Origin of the sequence: Paenibacillus sacheonensis (assembly GCF_009909195.1) — a bacterium.
GTDB lineage: Bacteria > Bacillota > Bacilli > Paenibacillales > Paenibacillaceae > Paenibacillus_Z > Paenibacillus_Z sacheonensis.
Window position 1 is genome coordinate 448,460 of sequence record NZ_JAAAMU010000002.1, and the last position, 16,422, is coordinate 464,881.

Here is a 16,422-nt window from a genome sequence, read left to right on the forward strand (position 1 = left end):
ATCCCGCTCCCTTCATAGAACGTGCAGCATTTGAATAAATTCACCGGCATACTTGGCGGGGTGGAATTCGGTTCGCACATGATACTGCGCTTGAAGCCGGATCACTTCTCTTAACGTCGCATCGTACATGAGCTCGCAGATTTCTTGAATGGCGAGATCGACATTGCCGAGCGGGTATAATTTGCCCGTCGCATTATGAAAGATCGCGCTGGTTACGCCATCCGAATTCGTCGCCAGCACCGGGCAGCGGCAGCTCATGGCTTCCAAGACGCAGTACGGCCCGCCTTCCACTTTGGACGTCGACACCAGCATGCCGCCCGAATCCCCGATCATCGAGAACATCTCTTGCATTTTGGCATTCGGCACGTTGGCATGCAGCGTCAGGCGGCCGCGAAGCACAGGATCGCTCTCAAGCAAGCGCTCGAAGTCTTCCCGCTCGGAGGGGACCGAAAGCGAAGGATCCTCGAACATCCAGAGCCGGATATCCGGCCGAATGACGGCCATTCTCGCGCCGATCGCCAGGAACTCCCGCCAGTTCTTATTGTCCTCGATTCGGCCGATCCAAGCGAGAACCGGATAGGGCAGGCGGGGGAGCTCGCGATACGTAAATGCGTCGGAGTCGAAGCAGTTGTTGATCGTGAAATGCGGGAGATGCGGATACAAGGTTTTGAAGATCGTTCCGATGTGCGGCGTATTCGGATGAAGCAGGGCGGAGGCGTGGCCGTTGATCTCGGGAGCGGCGTTGGTCAGCTCTCTCCATGCGACGTCCATGGGGCCATAGCCTTGAATTTCAAGGATGAATTTGCCCGTGTAACCGAGCAGGCGAAATTTGGGAAAGGTCCTATGATCGGTCGTGACGACGATGAAGTCATACTTCATGTGATCCAGAATATGCTTGATCGCAATGTCGCTGTCCGTGATGAAGACGGACGGATCCGCAGAGTTCTGTATGCCTGCCCCCCATCGATAGTAGAGGCATTGCACGTTGATGCCAGCATCGCGCAGCGCGCGGACGCGCTGCCGGTTCAAGGTTTCCATGCCGCCGCTTGGAACATAGTAGACGAATAATAGATTCAGGTTCGGTCCTCCTCCCGCGGGATCAGTTCATGCGCTCGCAATTGTCGTGCGTGAAGACCGCAACCGTCGCCCCTTGATTCTTCGCGATGATCGTCAAGCTCGTTGCTTTGCTTTGATTCAGATTCGTGACCACCAACAGATCGAATGAAGCGAACCGGGTAAGCAAATTCGTTTGGATATGAACGCTCCCCGGTTTAACCTCGCACAAGGAGAGATACAGGATGCCGCTCGCATCCTTCATTTCGACGAGTACATCGAATGCCTTCTCGCCAACGTTCGCGATCGTCAGATCGACGGAATCGATATACCGGCAGTCAATCATCTCATTAGGCGCCGCGTGCAGCGCGAATACGGCCATGCTCGTTCCCTCCCCGAATAAGTAAAGCGGCTAGTACCAGCTTATGTTGAAAACGCGCGAGCGTACGGGCATATTCATGCCGGACAGACACCCGTTGTGCATCCGGATAGGCGATTGACCATGCAAGAAGCATCCTATCTGCATTTGATAGAACATGAACGGCTGTCCATATATATTGAAAGGATGTGCAAGCAATGAAATTAGCTGCTTTGAAAGGCGAATACGATGCCATCTACAGCCTCGGCCATCTATGTCTGGCCGCGATTCAGATGGAGAAGAACGATCTGCGGCAATTCGCCGGCCCGCTTGACTGGGTCGCTTCGTACAATTTGCCCCAGGTAACGCGGCTGCTGGCCAATCGTTTCGCGGGCTTTCTGGAATACGGCAATCTGAAATTCGTCGGGTACGCGAACGACAAGATTATGATGGTGCAGGATACCGATTACGACATCGTCTCCAATCACGACTTTTACACGCACAACAACTTCCCCCCGCACTATGCGGCTTATCCGGAAATCAAAGCCAAATATGACCGCCGCATCGCGCGGTTTCTGGAGAAAGCGGCATCCAGCAGCAGCATGCTCTTTATTCGGACGGAAGCCACGCAGCAGGAAGCGCTCGAGCTGAAGAAGGTGCTGTCCGGCTTGGTTGCCAAGGATTTCCGCCTGCTGGTCATCAATCATGTCGACGTGCCGGGCATGGTCGAATTGAATTGGGACATCGATAAAGTCGTGGCCGTCCAATTCCCGAACGTCGAGATCTGGGAAGGCAATAACCACTTGTGGACGGGTATTTTCTCGGGCGTTACGATGAGCGATTCGGATTGACGCTGCTTTCGGAACGAAAAGGACGCTGATTTGCCGTTTGTTTCGGCAAACCAGCGTTTTTCGCATGCGGGCCGGCATCGGACGTAAGCCAAAAAGACTGATGGCTGCCCATCAGTCCGGAAGCTACGGTTTCTGTATAAGAATCGATACTTCTTCAACGGTGCACGTTCTCGGATAGCTCGTAATCGCCACCGGCTGATAGGCAGAGAGCGTCGTCATGACCTCGTTCCAATCGAAAAAATGGTTCAAGTGCCCATCTTGGTGCTCCTTCAAGTTAAACGTTGTCGTTCCGAGGCCGTAGAAGAAGTTCACCAGCACGTAGCTCGAGCTGACGCGGTACAGCTCCGAGAACCCGGCTTTCCAATCGTCCAAGTGGTTCAACACGTCCTTGCAGTAGACGAACGGGAATTGATTGTCCTCGAATGGCAGGCGGTTGATATCTCCCTGCAAGAATCGGCCTTCCGGATAAGTGCGGCTGCAGTGCTCCACCATCTGGGCCGTGATATCGACCCCCGTATAATCGATCTGCGGATTCGTACTGACCGCCCCCAAATGATCGACGCCGGGACCGCAGCCCACTTCAAGCATCCGCTGTACTTTCAGAATGGACAGAAGGGAACGGTACAACTGGCGAACGGGCTTGTCGTAGCCTTCGCCCGGCGACTGGAGGAACTCGCCTGGATTTACGCGGCTCCAATAAGAAGTAATATCTTTGATGGTCGTCACTCCTTAAAAAGTAGATAGGAAAGCCAGCACGGTCATATCCGGCACCTTGTAATCGTCCGGCAATGCCGCGAACAGTTGATTCCACACTTGGTAATCGACCCATATATCGGACTCCAGCATCTTCGACGTGAAGATCCGATTATACAAATCGCCTCGCACTTGAAAATTAGGATCCATGCCGCTACAACTCCCTAGTCAGGCTTAGTAATGACGGAGGCATACACTTTGAGCAGCCGTTCGATCATGAGCTCCATCGACCAATGCTTGGACGCCCACGCCTTCGCGTTCGCGCCGAGCTCCTTGCGGTACGGTTCGTTCTCCAGCAGCAGCCTGATCTGCTGGCACAGCGCCGATGAATCGCCAACCGGAGAGATGAGCCCCGTTCGGCCATGTTCCGCCATCTCCGGCAATCCGGCCGCCGAAGAGAGCAGTACGGGAAGTCCCGCAAGCTGAGCTTCCATGACGGAGAAGGGCTGATTGTCCTGGATGCAGGAATGGACGAAGATGTCGGCCTGCTGCAGAAGCGCCGGGACATCATCCCGCTGGCCCAAGAAACGCACGTCGTTCTGCAAGGCATGGCGAGACACCTGCTGTTCCAGCTCGTGGCGCTGCTCGCCGTCGCCTACGATCCAGCACACCCAATCCTGGTTCACGCTTTTAAGCAGGTGTAGCGCGTCGATCAGCACGTGGATGCCTTTCACGTACACGAGTCTTCCAGGGAAGATGATGACCTTCTTGGCTTCCGGCCGAGCGATCGGAGTGCCGAGCCTGGCTCTGCGCCAGAAGGATTCGGCGTCGAGTCCGTACTGGAACGTGGTGATTTGCCGCTCCGAGACATGGAACTGCGAGACCAGCATCTTTCTCTGCCACTCGTTCGCCGTAATCGTCACATCGGAGGAAACCGCTCCATAATGCTCGATCGCATTGAAATAACTCCACTCCGCCGAGCGCTCCGTGATGCCCAGCTGCGGACGCTCCCGAAAATGATCATGAAGCTCCGTCGCCACCGAGCCATGGAGATGCGCCACGAGCGGCGTCCCCTTCGGCTTCACGCGGCTTAAGGCACGCGCAGCGAAAATATCCTGCGTGTGAATGATGTCGTACCGTTCCAGTCCGAAATAAGCCGCGGACAGTTCCATGCAATAACGCTCCAGCTCATACGTGCGGATGATGCCGTGCGGATCGAGGCGGTGGGGAGGAACTTGCAGCGCGTTCACCTTACTGATCAGAAGCGGCAGCAGTTTCTCCTTGGACAGCACAAGTCCCCGGTTCACGAGGTGGTAATTGGAATAATCGGGCCCTTTGCCCATCATGTCCACTTCGTGGCCTCGCGCTTCGAGCTGCTCCTTGAGCTGGCTCATGAATGTCCAGACGCCGCCGACATGAGGCACGAGCCAATAGGTTGCCAGCAAAATTTTCATTGAATCCCTCCGAATCGAGCAGAGTGCGAGCCGCTGCCAACTCACGTCGTCAGTACCGGGGCGCATGGCCTACAATGCTAGCAGTATATGAAAATGCGGTTCGAAGGGACACGGCACCTGGCATGCTAGCCTCCTTCGTACTCCTATCGCGCTCCGTTCATTCTATGAGCGGGAAGATAGAACGCGCCGGCATTCGTATATGAGGCTTTAAAATAGGAACATTTCACAGAGGGAGGATTGTACGATCGCATCTCGAATACCAAAAGAAGATAGGCAACGATCTCCCGTATTGCAAACTATGTTTCGAAGGAGCTGCGTCATGAAACTATCATTCGAGCAAAAAGCATCCATGCTGAAGAACGGGTACATTCATGTGCCCGGCGTCATTCCTAAAGTCATGGTCGACCAAGCCATGCGGCAAATCAATCATTCGGTCGGCGAGGGGATGGATCCCGCCAAGATGCCGACGTACCGTTCGCAATCCTTTTGCCCCGAGCTGCAGGACCTGCCGGTCATCGCGGGACTGTTCAATGATACGCCGGTCAAAGCGCTGGTCGAAGATTTGATCGGGCACGGGGAGGCGAAGCCGGTGGGCAGCGGACAAATCGCGCTTCGTTTCCCTACGCTGCAGGATCCGCCGAAACGTCCCCAGCCTCACCTCGATGGCATGTATACGCCGTTTAACGGCATGGAGGAGGGTACGATCGGAAACTTCACCATGCTGGTCGGCGTGCTGCTCAGCCCGGTGAGAGACGATTATGCGGGTAATTTCACGGTATGGCCGGGAACGCACGCGTTGTATGAATCGTATTTCCGGGAGCATGGACCCGAAGCGCTGCTGAACGGCATGCCTCCGGTCGAGCTGCCGGAACCGATTCAAACCAAGGGAGAGCCGGGCGACGTGTTCTTGGTTCATTATCAGCTGGCGCACGGCGTGGCCACGAATGTGTCGCCGTTAACCCGTTACGCGATCTTCTTCCGCGTCAAGCACTCGGAGCACGAGGCGGACTGGAAAGCGCCGATGAAGGATATTTGGCTGCATTGGCCGGGCATTCGCGAGATTCAGTAAAAGCCTGAACGTCAAGCAGGGGAGCGGGATCGCGAATCCCGCGAATGGACACCTGAGATGGATAAAGCCGTTAAGAAGCTGTCATGCATCCGTTAGGATCTCGACTTGAAAACGGACGCGAAAAAGGACTGTTCCCTCATGGAGGAACAGTCCTTTTTGCAATGCGTGCTCGCACGATGCGAATTCTTCCATGCCATATACCATGCGATTCTATACATACGAGGCGAGGCGGGACAGTGGATCGCCTGACGTGCATTTAGTAGGCATTCACGCCCAGCTTCTTGATGATCGCCTCGATGAAAGCAGGCTCATCGTCCGGCGTGCGGGAAGTGATCCAGTTATCGTCCACGACGACTTGATTGTCGATATAGCGGCCGCCGGCATCGTTCAGCTCGGCATGCAGCTCCGGATAAGCCGTCAGGTTGCGGCCCTGAATGAGCCCGGCTTTCTCCAACAGCTGCGGACCGTGGCAGATCGCGGCAATCGTCTTCTTCCGTTTATCCATGTGCCGGACGAATTCCAGCACCTTCTCATTGCCAATGAGATGGGCAGGGGATTTGCCCCCGGGGATAATCAGCGCTTCGTAATCTTCCGGCTTCGCCTCGTCGATGGAGAGATGCGACGTGTACGCGATCGTACCCTGTTTGCCCTTCAGCTCCGCTCCTTTCTCCAAGCTGATAATGACGCCTTCATTGCCGTTCTTCGTGATTGCATCGTATGGGTTTTTCATTTCCGAATCTTCGAAATCGTTCGCTAGCAGAAAAGCGACTTTATTGGTCATCATTTCCACATCCTTTTCAACTCTGGGTTAAGTTTATCTGCGTTGTAGTACCGGCAGCGTACGATTTATTACCCGAGGCGTTGAATGAGGAATCAGCTCGAGGTGAACGCGATTCATCGATACTTTGCCAGCAGCTCGGAAAGTCTTCTCCGGATCGCGTCTTTTAATTCCGCCGGCTCTCCAAGAACCGCTTCGTCTCCCAGTCCGATGAAGAACTCGGCATAGAACGAAAGTTCGCCGCGTTCCACGTCCCAATCGATCCTGCCGCTTCCGTCTGGTCTCACCTGCATCATCGGAGCGAGCCACAATTCGGTTTCGCATCGCTGGACGCCGGCCGGGCTGAGTTCCGCGCGAAGGCGGACAGGGTCCCGGGGCGCTGCCGCTTCTCGTCTGCTGAGGTTAACGTCTTCCAGATCGAGCGGCTCCGTGCCGGAATCGTCCAGAGCCGCATGACGAATCCGATCGCATCTAAATACGCGAAAGCCCTGGCGCAGGAAGCAGTAGGCCGTGCAATACCAGAAACCATTGTTCGCGTATAGGCTAACCGGCTGTATGCGGCGGCGGCCCAGCCCATCGTCCTTGGCGTCGTATTCGATGGCGAGCACCTGCTGATGTACCGCCGCATCGAGAAGAATGGGGAGATACGGAGCATCGCCGCGTCTTCTCGGGGTAATGAAGTCGACCCGGTTCTTCATGCCGTCGATTCGGTCCCGGACGTCTCCGGGCATATGCAGGTAGAACTTGTGCAGCGCAGAGGCGGATTCCGTTTCGAACGGCAGCGAGGCGTAATGGCGCAGGGCGTGCACCGCAAAGAACATCGCCACGGCTTCTTCCTCCGTGAAGGCGATCGGCGGCAGCACCCGCTCCCTAACGACTTGATAGCCCCCATGCGGTCCGACTTCCGAATAGAGCGGCACGCCAAGCTCGCTCAGCTCCTGCAAATCCCTGAGAATCGTGCGCGTGGAGACGCCGAACTCGTCTGCAAGCTCCTGTACCTTGAACCGCCGCTTCCGGTTGACCGTCATCATCAGTTCCATTAATCTTTTGGACTTGGGCATCCTGGTCAGCCCCTTTGTAAAAGAGTGAACACTCGATCAAGACAGAAATTGTCACTATTATACCTTCGCCTGACAGCCCGGACAACACGGAGTTCGTAAGTTTCGTCCTCCTTGCCTCGATAAGGGAGGAACCGCAATTAGGTGGAGAAAGTACAATAAATGCAGGAATGCGGACATTGTCCGCAGGATTCGGCATGCTCGATAATAAAGCTATATCATACGCCATGCTAATCGAGCTGTTGCCGAAGGAGCGATACAAATGTTATTTACGGAAGAACAGATGAAACAATACAAGGAAACGGGTTATGTGATCCTAGAGGATCTATTCAGCGCCGATGAGATGGATCGGATCCGCGGCATTATCGATGTATACGACCTGGAGGGGGAAGAGGCGCTGAAGGTGGGAAGCAAAGGCTTCAACAACATTCCCAATCAGATTAATTTCACCTGCAATTTGACGCATCGCGACGAGAATTTGACCGCCTTTATCGGCGACCGCCGGTTCGTGGACTTGACGACAGGCGTGCTTGGGCCGGACATTCGCCTGTATTGGGATCAGTCGGTCTACAAACGCCCCGAAGCGAACCGTGATTTCCCGTGGCATCAGGATAATGGCTACGTGCCGACGGAACCGGTCGAATATATGACCTGCTGGCTGGCGCTTGACGACGCGACGATCGAGAACGGCTGCATCTGGGTCCAACCGGGTTCGCATCATCAGGGCTATATCGAGCATGTGAAGACGGATACGGGCTGGCAGTGTTACTTCGGCGAAGACCCGGGCATCCCGGTCCCGCTCCGCAAAGGAAGCATGGCCGTATTCTCCTCGCTGCTGCTGCACCGCAGTACGCCAAACCAAAGCCAGGGTACCCGCAAAGCTTACGTCATTCAATATACCGTCGACGGTACCCGCAATCCCAACACCGGCGTGGTGTTCAACAACGGTCCGCTGATCGCCAAGGACGGCGTGGCCTTGTTGGCGAGATGAGTGCGGTCATCGTTTGCTGCCTTCGGAATTTGCAGGAGAATCGCCACGGCGAGCTGCTTAACGAGCTCGTCGCTGCCGGCCATGACGTATCGCTCGCGCATTGTTTGAATCACTGCATCGGCTGCCGCAAAGGACCGTCGCTCACGATGGACGGCCAATGGATCGGCGCAAGCGATCAAGCCGAGCTGAGGCAGGCAATGGGGTTCGATTCGCAGGAGCGGGCCGATGAAGATGCAGGACACGGCGAGCGGTGAGAATGACGGCGAGGTTGAAGGCAATCATTGAAACTAAGACGATCTATGTTCAGTAGGTGCCGCCGCTGCAGCCTCTTCATCGTTCGGTAAGCGCTCCCGTGGTGCTTCGCACCAAAGTCGCTCTTCCTCGAACATGACGGTGCTTTCGCTCCGTATGGGAGTTTGGGTAACAGCACGGCCTTCGGTTCATGCTTGGACGCTGCTGCCGTAGGTGCCGCCGCTGCAGCCTCGTCATCGTTCGGTAAGCACTCCCGTGGTGCTTCGCACCAAAGTCGCTCTTCCTCGAACATGACGGTGCTTTCGCTCCGTACGGAAGTTTGGGTAACAGCACGGCCTTCGGTTCATGCTTGGACGCTGCTGCCGTAGGTGCTGCCGCTGCAGCCTCTTCATCGTTCGGTAAGCACTCCCGTGGTGCTTCGCACCAAAGTCGCTCTTCCTCGAACATGACGGTGCTTTCGCTCCGTACGGAAGTTTGGGTAACAGCACGACCTTCGGTTCATGCTTGGACGCTGCTGCCGTAAGTGCCGCCGCTGCAGCCTCGTCATCGTTCGGTAAGCGCTCCCGTGGTGCTTCGCACCAAAGTCGCTCTTCCTCGAACATGACGGTGCTTTCGCTCCGTACGGAAGTTTGGGTAACAGCACAACTTTCGGTTCATGCTTGGACGCTGCTGCCGTAGGTGCCGCCGCTGCAGCCTCGTCATCGTTCGGTAAGCGCTCCCGTGGTGCTTCGCACCAAAGTCGCTCTTCCTCGAACATGACGGTGCTTTCGCTCCGTATGGGAGTTATGAATAACCGCAAGCCTCAGCTTGCGGTCGCTTATCGCGATACTGGCGTCGTATGCTTATCCTTTGAGGCTATCGAATAAATAAGTGCAAATATGCACTTATTCGGTGGCAAATTTCTCTTTGATGCGAAATAGATGCAATCGTGCACTTATTTCGGGGGATTATGCCATTCCTCGCTCCGTATGGTAGAAATAAGTGCATATTTGCACTTATACACTTGACTGAAGCCATCTTGGAGCCAATTAAGTGCATAATTGCATTTATTCCTCACGAGGGAACAGTCCGTCGTTCCAATAATCAAAATCACATCACTGCTTGTCTGAACCTTATCAGCCGACGCTGGACTACAGCCGGCAGCCGGCCTATCGAATCGCCGTCCTGCCTGATGCCAAGCGCCAAACCGCAGGCGCTCGATGAAATCCAGGCCAAGCTGAACCGCTCGAGGCAGGCGCTCTTGCAGGTCACCGAGCATGCAGGCGAGGACGTGCTTGTCCGCAAGTTTTATCCGCATCCCGTATTCGGCATGATGGACGGGAAGCGGTGGCTCGATTTTGTCGGTATCACGAACGGAGGCACTTGGCGCAGCTCGAAGAACTGGAAGCACTGGCCGGTTACGTGCAGCAGTCTTAATTCGCATTTCTCGCCCCAAGAGCAAGAGATCACCGTTAATCGGGCGTCTCTTGCTCTTCATTTTGCGCAGTTCGCAAATCACAATTCCGAACCGATATCCCCGTTCCGCACTAAGCTATCACAATTCAAAGCCCCGCCCCCGTCTGCAACTAACAGTTCTTCCGCTCAAATTACGTTCCCCAAACGCTATTCACGGATCGGCCACTGCCAATTCCTACATATTTCCTGACGCTCGGCTGCATAATAAGCGGAAAGAAAGCAGGGAGGCTAGCCAGTGGCGTTGATGAATCGATTTCGTAATAAGCTGCGCGCTAATACGGCCCTGTCCGCATCAAAGGAACGCGACGGGGAGGAAGCCAAGGCGGAGGCGTCCGTAGACGTCGCTTCCCGTATCGCCTACTTGCGCAAGCGGTTCTCGCAAAGCTCCGATGTCGCGTACCACAACTTCGTAACCCCGTCCGGACTCGCTTGCGCGCTCGTCTATATCAAAGGCATGATTGATCTGAAAACGGTAGAGGAGAAAGCGCTGAGCGTGTTGACCTGCCTCGATCCGGACACGCCGAACGAAGATCTCTTCTCGCGTCTGTTCGAGCGCATGCAGCTGCCCATTGCGCTGCAGAGCGTCATCCACCTGCTTAAGGAAGCGGAGAGGTGCGTGCTGGACGGCGAAGCGCTGCTGCTCCTGGAAGGCGAACGCCGCATGCTGTGTTTATCGGTGAGCGTGACTAAGGAACGTTCGATCGACGAGCCTCCGAACGAATCCGTCATCCGTGGACCGCGCGAAGCGTTCGTCGAGAACATCGAAACGAATATTACGTTGCTGCGAAGACGTCTCCGAACGCATCGCTTTACGCTCGACATGATGCACTTCGGCTCGGAAACCCATACCTCCGTGGCCCTGGCGTATCTGTCCGGCGTCTGCAAGCCGGAATTGGTCGCGGAAGCGAAGCAGCGCCTGTCGAATATCGAGATCGACGGTGTTTTGGGCGCCAGCTATCTCGAAGAATTCATAGAGGACAATCCTTATTCGCCTTTTCCCCAGATGCAATATACGGAGCGGCCGGACGTGGTCAGCGCCGCGCTCCTCGAGGGCAGGTTCGCGCTGCTCGTGGACGGGACGCCGATTGCCATCCTGGCTCCGGTCACGCTGTTCATGCTCATGCAGTCGGCGGAAGATTATAATCAACGCTATATCGCGGCGAGCTGGATTCGCATCATTCGATTCATATTTATGTTCATCTCGGTGATGCTCCCCTCGATCTACATTGCCATCACGACCTTTCATCCCGACATCATTCCGGAGCGGCTGCTCATGACCGTCTCGGCGGCCAGGGAGAACGTGCCGTTCCCGGCGCTCTTGGAGGCGTTCATGATGGAGCTCTGTTTCGAGGCGCTCAGGGAGGCTTCACTTCGGATCCCGAAAGCGATCGGACAGGCGGTCTCGATCATCGGCGCGCTGATCATCGGCACGGCGGCCGTCCAAGCAGGCATCGTATCCGCCGCCATGGTCATCATCGTATCCGTTACCGGCATCGCATCCTTTATCATTCCTCACTACGATCTGGGACTCGCGCTCCGTTTGATGCGGTTCCCGATCATGGTGCTCGCGGGAGCGTTCGGCTTATTCGGCATCGCCTGCGGGGTGATCCTGATCTATTTTCACCTTATCGAGCTCCGCTCGTTCGGCGTACCTTACCTCGAACCGCTGGCCCCAAGGCAAGCCGGGGATTTGAAGGACGTGTTCGTCCGGGCGCCATGGTGGGTGATGAAGAAGTACCCGTCTCATGCCGCTTCCGGCAACGGCTTGCGCACCCATGGGCGGGAGTGGGCAGCGCTCAAGGACGAGGAGGAGTGAGCCAAGGTGACAACGCCTCGGATAGTAGGTACGGTTATCCTTCTGGTCGTGCTTGTCTTCGCGACATGCGGATGCTGGACGAGCGCGGAGCTGAACGAGCGCGCGTTTGCCCGCATTATGATTCTGGACAAGTCCGATAGCGGGGTCGAGCTTACGATCGGATTTCCGCTGCCGAATCGCCTCGTGGGAGGAGGCGTGAGCGGGTCGGGATCGATGCCGTCGGAATCGCCGTTCACGCTCGTCTCGAAGGTCGGCCGCGATCTCGGAGAAGCGTATCAGCTCATTCAAGCCGATCTATCGCGGCGCATAACGTTCGGGCAGCTCCGTAACATCCTGATCAGCGACGCTTTCGCGCAGGAAGGTCTCTTGCCGTTAATGGACTTTCTCGCCCGCAACACGGAAATCCACATCAATGCCAATATGATCGTGACCAAAGGGGCTGCCAAGCAGATCGGAAACATACCGCTCACCTTCGAACGGTTTCCGACGGACATCTTGATCGCTTATGCGAAGCATCGTACCATGATGGCGGAATCGGCCAAAAACGTGCTTGCGGCGATCTTGTACGGGGGCGGCGATTTCGTGCTTCCGATCGTTCAGTTCGGTCAAATAGGCGCGAAAACGGAGAAAAACGCGAAACACTGGATGGGCACCGACGGCGCGGCCTTGTTCCGGCAGGGCAAGCTCGTATCGGAGCTGGACACGAAGGAAATGCGGGCGGCGATGTGGCTCTTGGGCAAGCCGGGCGAGTTCGTCACGGTCGTCGACTCTCCTTCGGACGGCAAACCGGTCAGCCTCAAGCTCCTCGGATCGGCATCCAAGATCAAACCTGTCCTGTCCGGAGGGCGAATCCGGTTCATTATTTCGTGCAAAGGGTTAGCGAAGGTGGTCGCCAGCGAATCGACGATCGACGTGACGGACGGACGAGAGATCGACGTTCTGGAGAAGAGCTTGAATAAGGACATGCAGGCGTTGATCGGCCGGACCGTGGCGCGCACGCAGGCCAATCGAACGGATCCGTTCAAGCTTGGGCAGCGAATCCGGTTGCGAAGTCCGAAAACATGGGATCGGCTGAAAGGCGATTGGAGCGATATTTACAAAAACAAAGTAGAAATCGAAGTCCGCACCGATCTCCGAATCAAATGGTACGGCGGCGCGCGGAAGCCGACGTGGAATGCGCAGCTCGGCGGCAAGGAGGCGAAGTCATGATTGCCGTTACGATCGCGTTCGTCTTGATCGCCTATCACGAGAGCCGGTATCTTCGCAGTCACCGTCGCAGCAAACGAACGGTTCGTCTCGTGCTCGGTTTTTTGACTTTCCTGTGGCTCCTTGCTTCGACGGTCGTCCTGCTGCATGGCCGATTCTCGCTGGGGGTCGCCGTCACGGACTTGTTCAAGCCGCTGCAGCAGCTGCTGTTTATCGAAGAATAGAGGAGGGATGACGTTGAAGGCAATTACGCCGCTCCAGATCTATATGATGTCGACCCAGTTTCTGTTCTCGACGGCGATCGGTTTCTTCATCGGTCCGCTTGTGCTGAAGGCCGGATTCATGAGCTGGATCAGCGTTATCCTCGGCAGCGGGATCGGCCTGGCGATGACGTATTTATCCTTTAGGCTGATGCAGCGAAGGCCCGAAGAATTCCTGGCCCATTACGGCATGCACATCGTCGGCAGGTGGCCGCATTATATCATCTTCGCGTGCGTCTTGCTGATCCATCTCTATATGGCGGCTTTCGTGCTCCGCGAACTCAGCGATTTTATCATTCAGATTTATTTGCCCGGAACCCCGGAATGGGCCGTCGTATCGTTATTCGGCCTCTGCATCGCCCGCGGCGTCCGCTCGGGGCCGGTGCACTTCTTTCGCAGCGCGCAAGGGCTGTTCTTGTTCAGCGTCATCTCGGTGTTTACGTTCCCCTTGTTCGTCTCGAGCGAAGTGGATACGGAGAAGCTTATCGCGTTCGTTACCGATTTCCATCCCGGCGGCATTTGGGACGGCACGCTCATCTCAAGCGCGTTGTTCAGCGAGACGGCGTTCATCGTCTATTTGATTCCGTATTTCAGGAACAAGGAGCGGACCTTCCGCATGGTCGCTTGGTCGGCCTTGACCGCCGCCTTCGTGACCATCGCCAATATTGTCGCGACGCTCATGTTGTTCGGGTCCGAGCTTACGGCGAATCTGACCTATCCGACGTTGGAAATGATCCGTTACATCTGGGCAGGCTCTTTCCTGGAGAACCTCGATCCCTTGTTGATCGTCTTCTGGTTGTTCAGCATGCTGCTGAAGATCGGGCTGTTTCTGATGATGGGCACGCTCATTACCGCCCATTTATTCGGACTGAAGGATCACAAACCGTTCTCTTACGGCATGGCCGCCGCCATGATCGTTTTGTCGATCGCGATGTTCGAATCGACGGCGGATATCGAAGAAAGTACGACCCAAAGCCAATCGATCCTGCTGCTGCTCAAGTCGTCCGTTCCACTGCTGTACTTGCTCGTGGATTCGCTGCGCGCCTGGAAGGGGAGAAAGCTCGCCGGTCAAGCCGACTAGCGGGCGAAAGCAGGGACAGGCGAATGCCGCATGTCCAACCTCGCGGTTGTACACGCAAACCAATCGCCTCTATTAAATGCAATTATATTTATCTCGTATCGATAGCTGCCTAGCAACAGAACGGAACTTATGAATAGTTTGAAGTACAACTTAATTGCGAGCGAAGGGAGCATGGAATGAAAGTTCTGATCATCGCGCCGGAGCAGCTGCCCGTGCCGCCGGTTTCGGGCGGTTCCGTCGAAAATTGCATCTACCAAATCGCCAAGCACATCCCGAACGATCACCAAGTCACGATCGTCAGCCTGCTTCGAAAGAATCTGCCTCGCAAATCGGTCTTGAACAATACGACCATATTGAGAGTTTCCGGCGGAACGAAGCAGAACTATCTAGCAAATGCCATTCGGAAAGTGAAAGGGAACGTCTACGATGTCATTCAAATCGACAACCGACCAAGCTTCGCCGGTGCCGTGCGCAAAGCATTTCCGAAAACGCCGATCTCCGTCTTCCTGCACTCCATGACCTTCGTATCCGCCCCGATGACGTCGCTGCGCAAAGCGAACGCCGATCTGAAGCACGCCAACTTGATTATCGGCAACAGCAGGTCGCTGCAGCAATCCTTGGCACGACGCTTTCCGGCCCATGCGGACAAAGTGAAATTCGTGCATCTCGGCGTGGACGGGTCGAAGTTTCAACCTCGAAGCCAGCCAAGCTCCAAGACGTTTCGCCTGCTCTTCGCCGGGAGGCTGATCCCGAGGAAAGGCGTTCCCGTCTTATTCAGCGCATGCCGGATCGCTCGGAAATCCGTGCCTTCCCTGCGCGTATCCGTGGCCGGAGGCACCAGCAAAGCGGCTTATCTCGCGTTCTTGAAGAAGAAGGCGCGCAGCCTGGGCGTCCCCGTTCAATTCAAAGGAAGATTGACCGGCAAGCAAATGCCCGCGTTCTACCGCTCCGGGCACGGTTTCGTCTGTCCGTCGCAAAAGCATGAAGCCTTCGGCTTGGTCAACGTCGAAGCGATGGCGAGCGGCCTTCCCGTCATTGCCTCCCAGATCGGCGGCATTCCGGAAATCGTGCAGCATGAACGCAACGGCCTGCTCGTGCAAGATTACCGGAATCCCTCCGCGTTCGCTGCCCAAATCGTCAAGCTTGCCCAAGATTCAAGTCTGCGCGGCCGGCTGTCCAAGCAGGCCAGAGAAGACGCGCTGAGCCGGTTCAATTGGAAGTCGACCGCCGCGAAATTAATGGAGTATTATCAACAAGCACGGAAGCATGCGGGTAAAGGAGAGAGCGATGTCGCGCTATGTAGGAAGCAAGTGGAGAAAAACCGTCGCTATTCGAAAAAACACTGAATTGGCCTCGTACGTGCCGGATACGCTTAGAATGACGAATACGACGCTGCTCCAGCATTTAAACCGTTATGCCATGGTGTATATCAAGCCGGAATTCGGCATGCACGGCAACGGCGTCATTCGCGTCGAACGCACGGCAGCCGGCTATAAGTACCAGCTGAACAAGAAGGTTCGTTCATTCGGGGACTATGCGGCCCTGTATCGCTCGATCCGGCTTCAAACCGGCGGCAAGAAATATCTGGTGCAGAAGGGCATTCGCCTGCTTGCGCATCGCGGCAGGCAATTCGATATCCGGGTCATGGCTCAATTCGGGCCGAAGCGGGCGTGGGAAACGACGGGCATCATAGGAAGAGTAGCAGCAAAAAACAAGATCGTAACCAATTATCACGGCGGCGGCAAACTTCTGGCTGCGAGCCGGTTATTGGGTCCGCATACGGACGACGTGAAATCCAAGTTAAGCGCGCTGTCTAAGCTCGGCGTTCGTGCGGGAAAGGCGATGCAGAGCTCGTTCCCCGGCGTATACGTGATCGGGCTGGATATCGCCATGGACGAATCGCTGCAGCCCTGGATTCTCGAAGTGAATACGCGTCCTGACCCTTATATTTTCAGGAAGCATCCGGACCCGAACGTTTTCAGGAAAATCATGCGGTATGCCAAGGCATATCCGAAGTCATAAGTAATCCCGAGAGTCCGCCTGTTTA

18 protein-coding genes are annotated in these 16,422 nt (G+C 55.8%); 11 read left to right on the forward strand and 7 right to left on the reverse strand.

The annotated features are described in order from the left end of the window. Nucleotides 1-12: 12 nt before the first annotated feature. On the reverse strand, nt 13-1,038 hold the full coding sequence (locus tag GT003_RS04985) for a glycosyltransferase family 4 protein (RefSeq protein WP_239565602.1): 1,026 nt from the start codon (nt 1,036-1,038) through the stop codon (nt 13-15). A gap of 61 nt (nt 1,039-1,099) precedes the next feature. Then, a complete protein-coding gene (locus GT003_RS04990; protein ID WP_161695054.1) occupies nt 1,100-1,435 on the reverse strand; it encodes a hypothetical protein in 336 nt (111 codons plus the stop codon). Nucleotides 1,436-1,629: 194 nt separating this feature from the next. Between GT003_RS04990 and GT003_RS04995 the strand changes: the two genes are divergently transcribed. After that, a complete protein-coding gene (locus GT003_RS04995) occupies nt 1,630-2,262 on the forward strand; it encodes a DUF1796 family putative cysteine peptidase (RefSeq protein ID WP_161695056.1) in 633 nt (210 codons plus the stop codon). Between the two features lie 123 nt (nt 2,263-2,385). Here the strand turns inward: GT003_RS04995 and GT003_RS05000 are convergent, their stop codons facing one another. From GT003_RS05000 to GT003_RS05010, 3 genes are read right to left on the reverse strand one after another with little or no spacing between them, the layout of a single operon-like run. Further along, nucleotides 2,386-2,988 (reverse strand): methyltransferase domain-containing protein, encoded by a 603-nt coding sequence (locus GT003_RS05000; protein ID WP_161695058.1) that lies wholly within the window; start codon nt 2,986-2,988, stop codon nt 2,386-2,388. A 3-nt stretch (nt 2,989-2,991) separates the two neighbouring features. Beyond that, nucleotides 2,992-3,165, reverse strand: coding sequence for a hypothetical protein (locus tag GT003_RS05005; protein ID WP_161695060.1), 174 nt, complete (start codon nt 3,163-3,165; stop codon nt 2,992-2,994). Between the two features lie 14 nt (nt 3,166-3,179). Further along, entirely contained in the window at nt 3,180-4,409 is a 1,230-nt protein-coding gene (locus GT003_RS05010; RefSeq protein ID WP_161695062.1) for a glycosyltransferase family 4 protein, read from the reverse strand. A gap of 319 nt (nt 4,410-4,728) precedes the next feature. Here GT003_RS05010 and GT003_RS05015 point away from each other — a divergent pair, with 319 nt between their 5' ends. Beyond that, the gene (locus GT003_RS05015) at nt 4,729-5,478 is read left to right on the forward strand and encodes a phytanoyl-CoA dioxygenase family protein (protein ID WP_161695064.1); all 750 of its coding nucleotides are present in this window, start codon (nt 4,729-4,731) and stop codon (nt 5,476-5,478) included. Nucleotides 5,479-5,734: 256 nt separating this feature from the next. On the opposite strand, the gene GT003_RS05020 is transcribed toward GT003_RS05015, so the two are convergent. Together GT003_RS05020 and GT003_RS05025 are read right to left on the reverse strand one after the other, a co-directional pair. After that, nucleotides 5,735-6,259, reverse strand: a complete 525-nt coding sequence (locus tag GT003_RS05020; protein WP_161695066.1) for a type 1 glutamine amidotransferase domain-containing protein — start codon at nt 6,257-6,259, stop codon at nt 5,735-5,737. Nucleotides 6,260-6,372: 113 nt separating this feature from the next. After that, complete coding sequence (locus GT003_RS05025) at nt 6,373-7,317, reverse strand: helix-turn-helix transcriptional regulator (protein WP_161695068.1); 945 nt, start codon at nt 7,315-7,317, stop codon at nt 6,373-6,375. 259 nt (nt 7,318-7,576) lie between these two features. Here GT003_RS05025 and GT003_RS05030 point away from each other — a divergent pair, with 259 nt between their 5' ends. From GT003_RS05030 to GT003_RS05070, 9 genes are all read left to right on the forward strand, one after another. Continuing rightward, the gene (locus GT003_RS05030; RefSeq protein WP_161695070.1) at nt 7,577-8,305 is read left to right on the forward strand and encodes a phytanoyl-CoA dioxygenase family protein; all 729 of its coding nucleotides are present in this window, start codon (nt 7,577-7,579) and stop codon (nt 8,303-8,305) included. Next, nucleotides 8,302-8,559: a hypothetical protein gene (locus GT003_RS05035; RefSeq protein ID WP_161695072.1), complete on the forward strand. Its 258-nt coding sequence runs from the start codon at nt 8,302-8,304 to the stop codon at nt 8,557-8,559. The genes GT003_RS05030 and GT003_RS05035 overlap by 4 nt, the downstream gene beginning before the upstream one ends. A 1,016-nt stretch (nt 8,560-9,575) precedes the next feature. Then, the gene (locus GT003_RS05040; protein WP_161695074.1) at nt 9,576-10,202 is read left to right on the forward strand and encodes a hypothetical protein; all 627 of its coding nucleotides are present in this window, start codon (nt 9,576-9,578) and stop codon (nt 10,200-10,202) included. 54 nt (nt 10,203-10,256) lie between these two features. Next, entirely contained in the window at nt 10,257-11,828 is a 1,572-nt protein-coding gene (locus tag GT003_RS05045) for a spore germination protein (RefSeq protein WP_161695331.1), read from the forward strand. Nucleotides 11,829-11,834: 6 nt separating this feature from the next. Continuing rightward, nucleotides 11,835-13,037 (forward strand): Ger(x)C family spore germination protein, encoded by a 1,203-nt coding sequence (locus tag GT003_RS05050; protein WP_161695076.1) that lies wholly within the window; start codon nt 11,835-11,837, stop codon nt 13,035-13,037. Then, complete coding sequence (locus GT003_RS05055; RefSeq protein WP_161695078.1) at nt 13,034-13,258, forward strand: hypothetical protein; 225 nt, start codon at nt 13,034-13,036, stop codon at nt 13,256-13,258. Before GT003_RS05050 ends, GT003_RS05055 begins: the two co-directional genes overlap by 4 nt. Before the next feature lie 13 nt (nt 13,259-13,271). Then, nucleotides 13,272-14,375 carry a GerAB/ArcD/ProY family transporter gene (locus tag GT003_RS05060; RefSeq protein ID WP_161695080.1) on the forward strand — a complete coding sequence of 368 codons (1,104 nt, stop codon included), beginning with the start codon at nt 13,272-13,274 and terminating at the stop codon, nt 14,373-14,375. Nucleotides 14,376-14,551: 176 nt separating this feature from the next. Beyond that, complete coding sequence (locus GT003_RS05065; RefSeq protein WP_161695082.1) at nt 14,552-15,721, forward strand: glycosyltransferase family 4 protein; 1,170 nt, start codon at nt 14,552-14,554, stop codon at nt 15,719-15,721. Continuing rightward, nucleotides 15,663-16,397, forward strand: a complete 735-nt coding sequence (locus tag GT003_RS05070) for a YheC/YheD family protein (protein ID WP_249043557.1) — start codon at nt 15,663-15,665, stop codon at nt 16,395-16,397. Before GT003_RS05065 ends, GT003_RS05070 begins: the two co-directional genes overlap by 59 nt. The last annotated feature ends 25 nt before the right edge of the window (nt 16,398-16,422 follow it).

Excerpts from the sequence above, each read along its gene's own strand:
- GT003_RS05005 (WP_161695060.1), bottom strand. The coding sequence starts at position 3,165 with ATGGATCCTAATTTTCAAGTGCGAGGCGATTTGTATAATCGGATCTTC.
- GT003_RS05025 (WP_161695068.1), bottom strand. The coding sequence starts at position 7,317 with ATGCCCAAGTCCAAAAGATTAATGGAACTGATGATGACGGTCAACCGG.
- GT003_RS05070 (WP_249043557.1), top strand. The coding sequence starts at position 15,663 with ATGTCGCGCTATGTAGGAAGCAAGTGGAGAAAAACCGTCGCTATTCGA.
- GT003_RS05020 (WP_161695066.1), bottom strand. The coding sequence starts at position 6,259 with ATGACCAATAAAGTCGCTTTTCTGCTAGCGAACGATTTCGAAGATTCG.
- GT003_RS05035 (WP_161695072.1), top strand. The coding sequence starts at position 8,302 with ATGAGTGCGGTCATCGTTTGCTGCCTTCGGAATTTGCAGGAGAATCGC.
- GT003_RS05065 (WP_161695082.1), top strand. The coding sequence starts at position 14,552 with ATGAAAGTTCTGATCATCGCGCCGGAGCAGCTGCCCGTGCCGCCGGTT.
- GT003_RS05055 (WP_161695078.1), top strand. The coding sequence starts at position 13,034 with ATGATTGCCGTTACGATCGCGTTCGTCTTGATCGCCTATCACGAGAGC.
- GT003_RS05010 (WP_161695062.1), bottom strand. The coding sequence starts at position 4,409 with ATGAAAATTTTGCTGGCAACCTATTGGCTCGTGCCTCATGTCGGCGGC.
- GT003_RS05015 (WP_161695064.1), top strand. The coding sequence starts at position 4,729 with ATGAAACTATCATTCGAGCAAAAAGCATCCATGCTGAAGAACGGGTAC.
- GT003_RS04985 (WP_239565602.1), bottom strand. The coding sequence starts at position 1,038 with ATGGAAACCTTGAACCGGCAGCGCGTCCGCGCGCTGCGCGATGCTGGC.
- GT003_RS04995 (WP_161695056.1), top strand. The coding sequence starts at position 1,630 with ATGAAATTAGCTGCTTTGAAAGGCGAATACGATGCCATCTACAGCCTC.
- GT003_RS04990 (WP_161695054.1), bottom strand. The coding sequence starts at position 1,435 with ATGGCCGTATTCGCGCTGCACGCGGCGCCTAATGAGATGATTGACTGC.
- GT003_RS05045 (WP_161695331.1), top strand. The coding sequence starts at position 10,257 with ATGAATCGATTTCGTAATAAGCTGCGCGCTAATACGGCCCTGTCCGCA.
- GT003_RS05030 (WP_161695070.1), top strand. The coding sequence starts at position 7,577 with ATGTTATTTACGGAAGAACAGATGAAACAATACAAGGAAACGGGTTAT.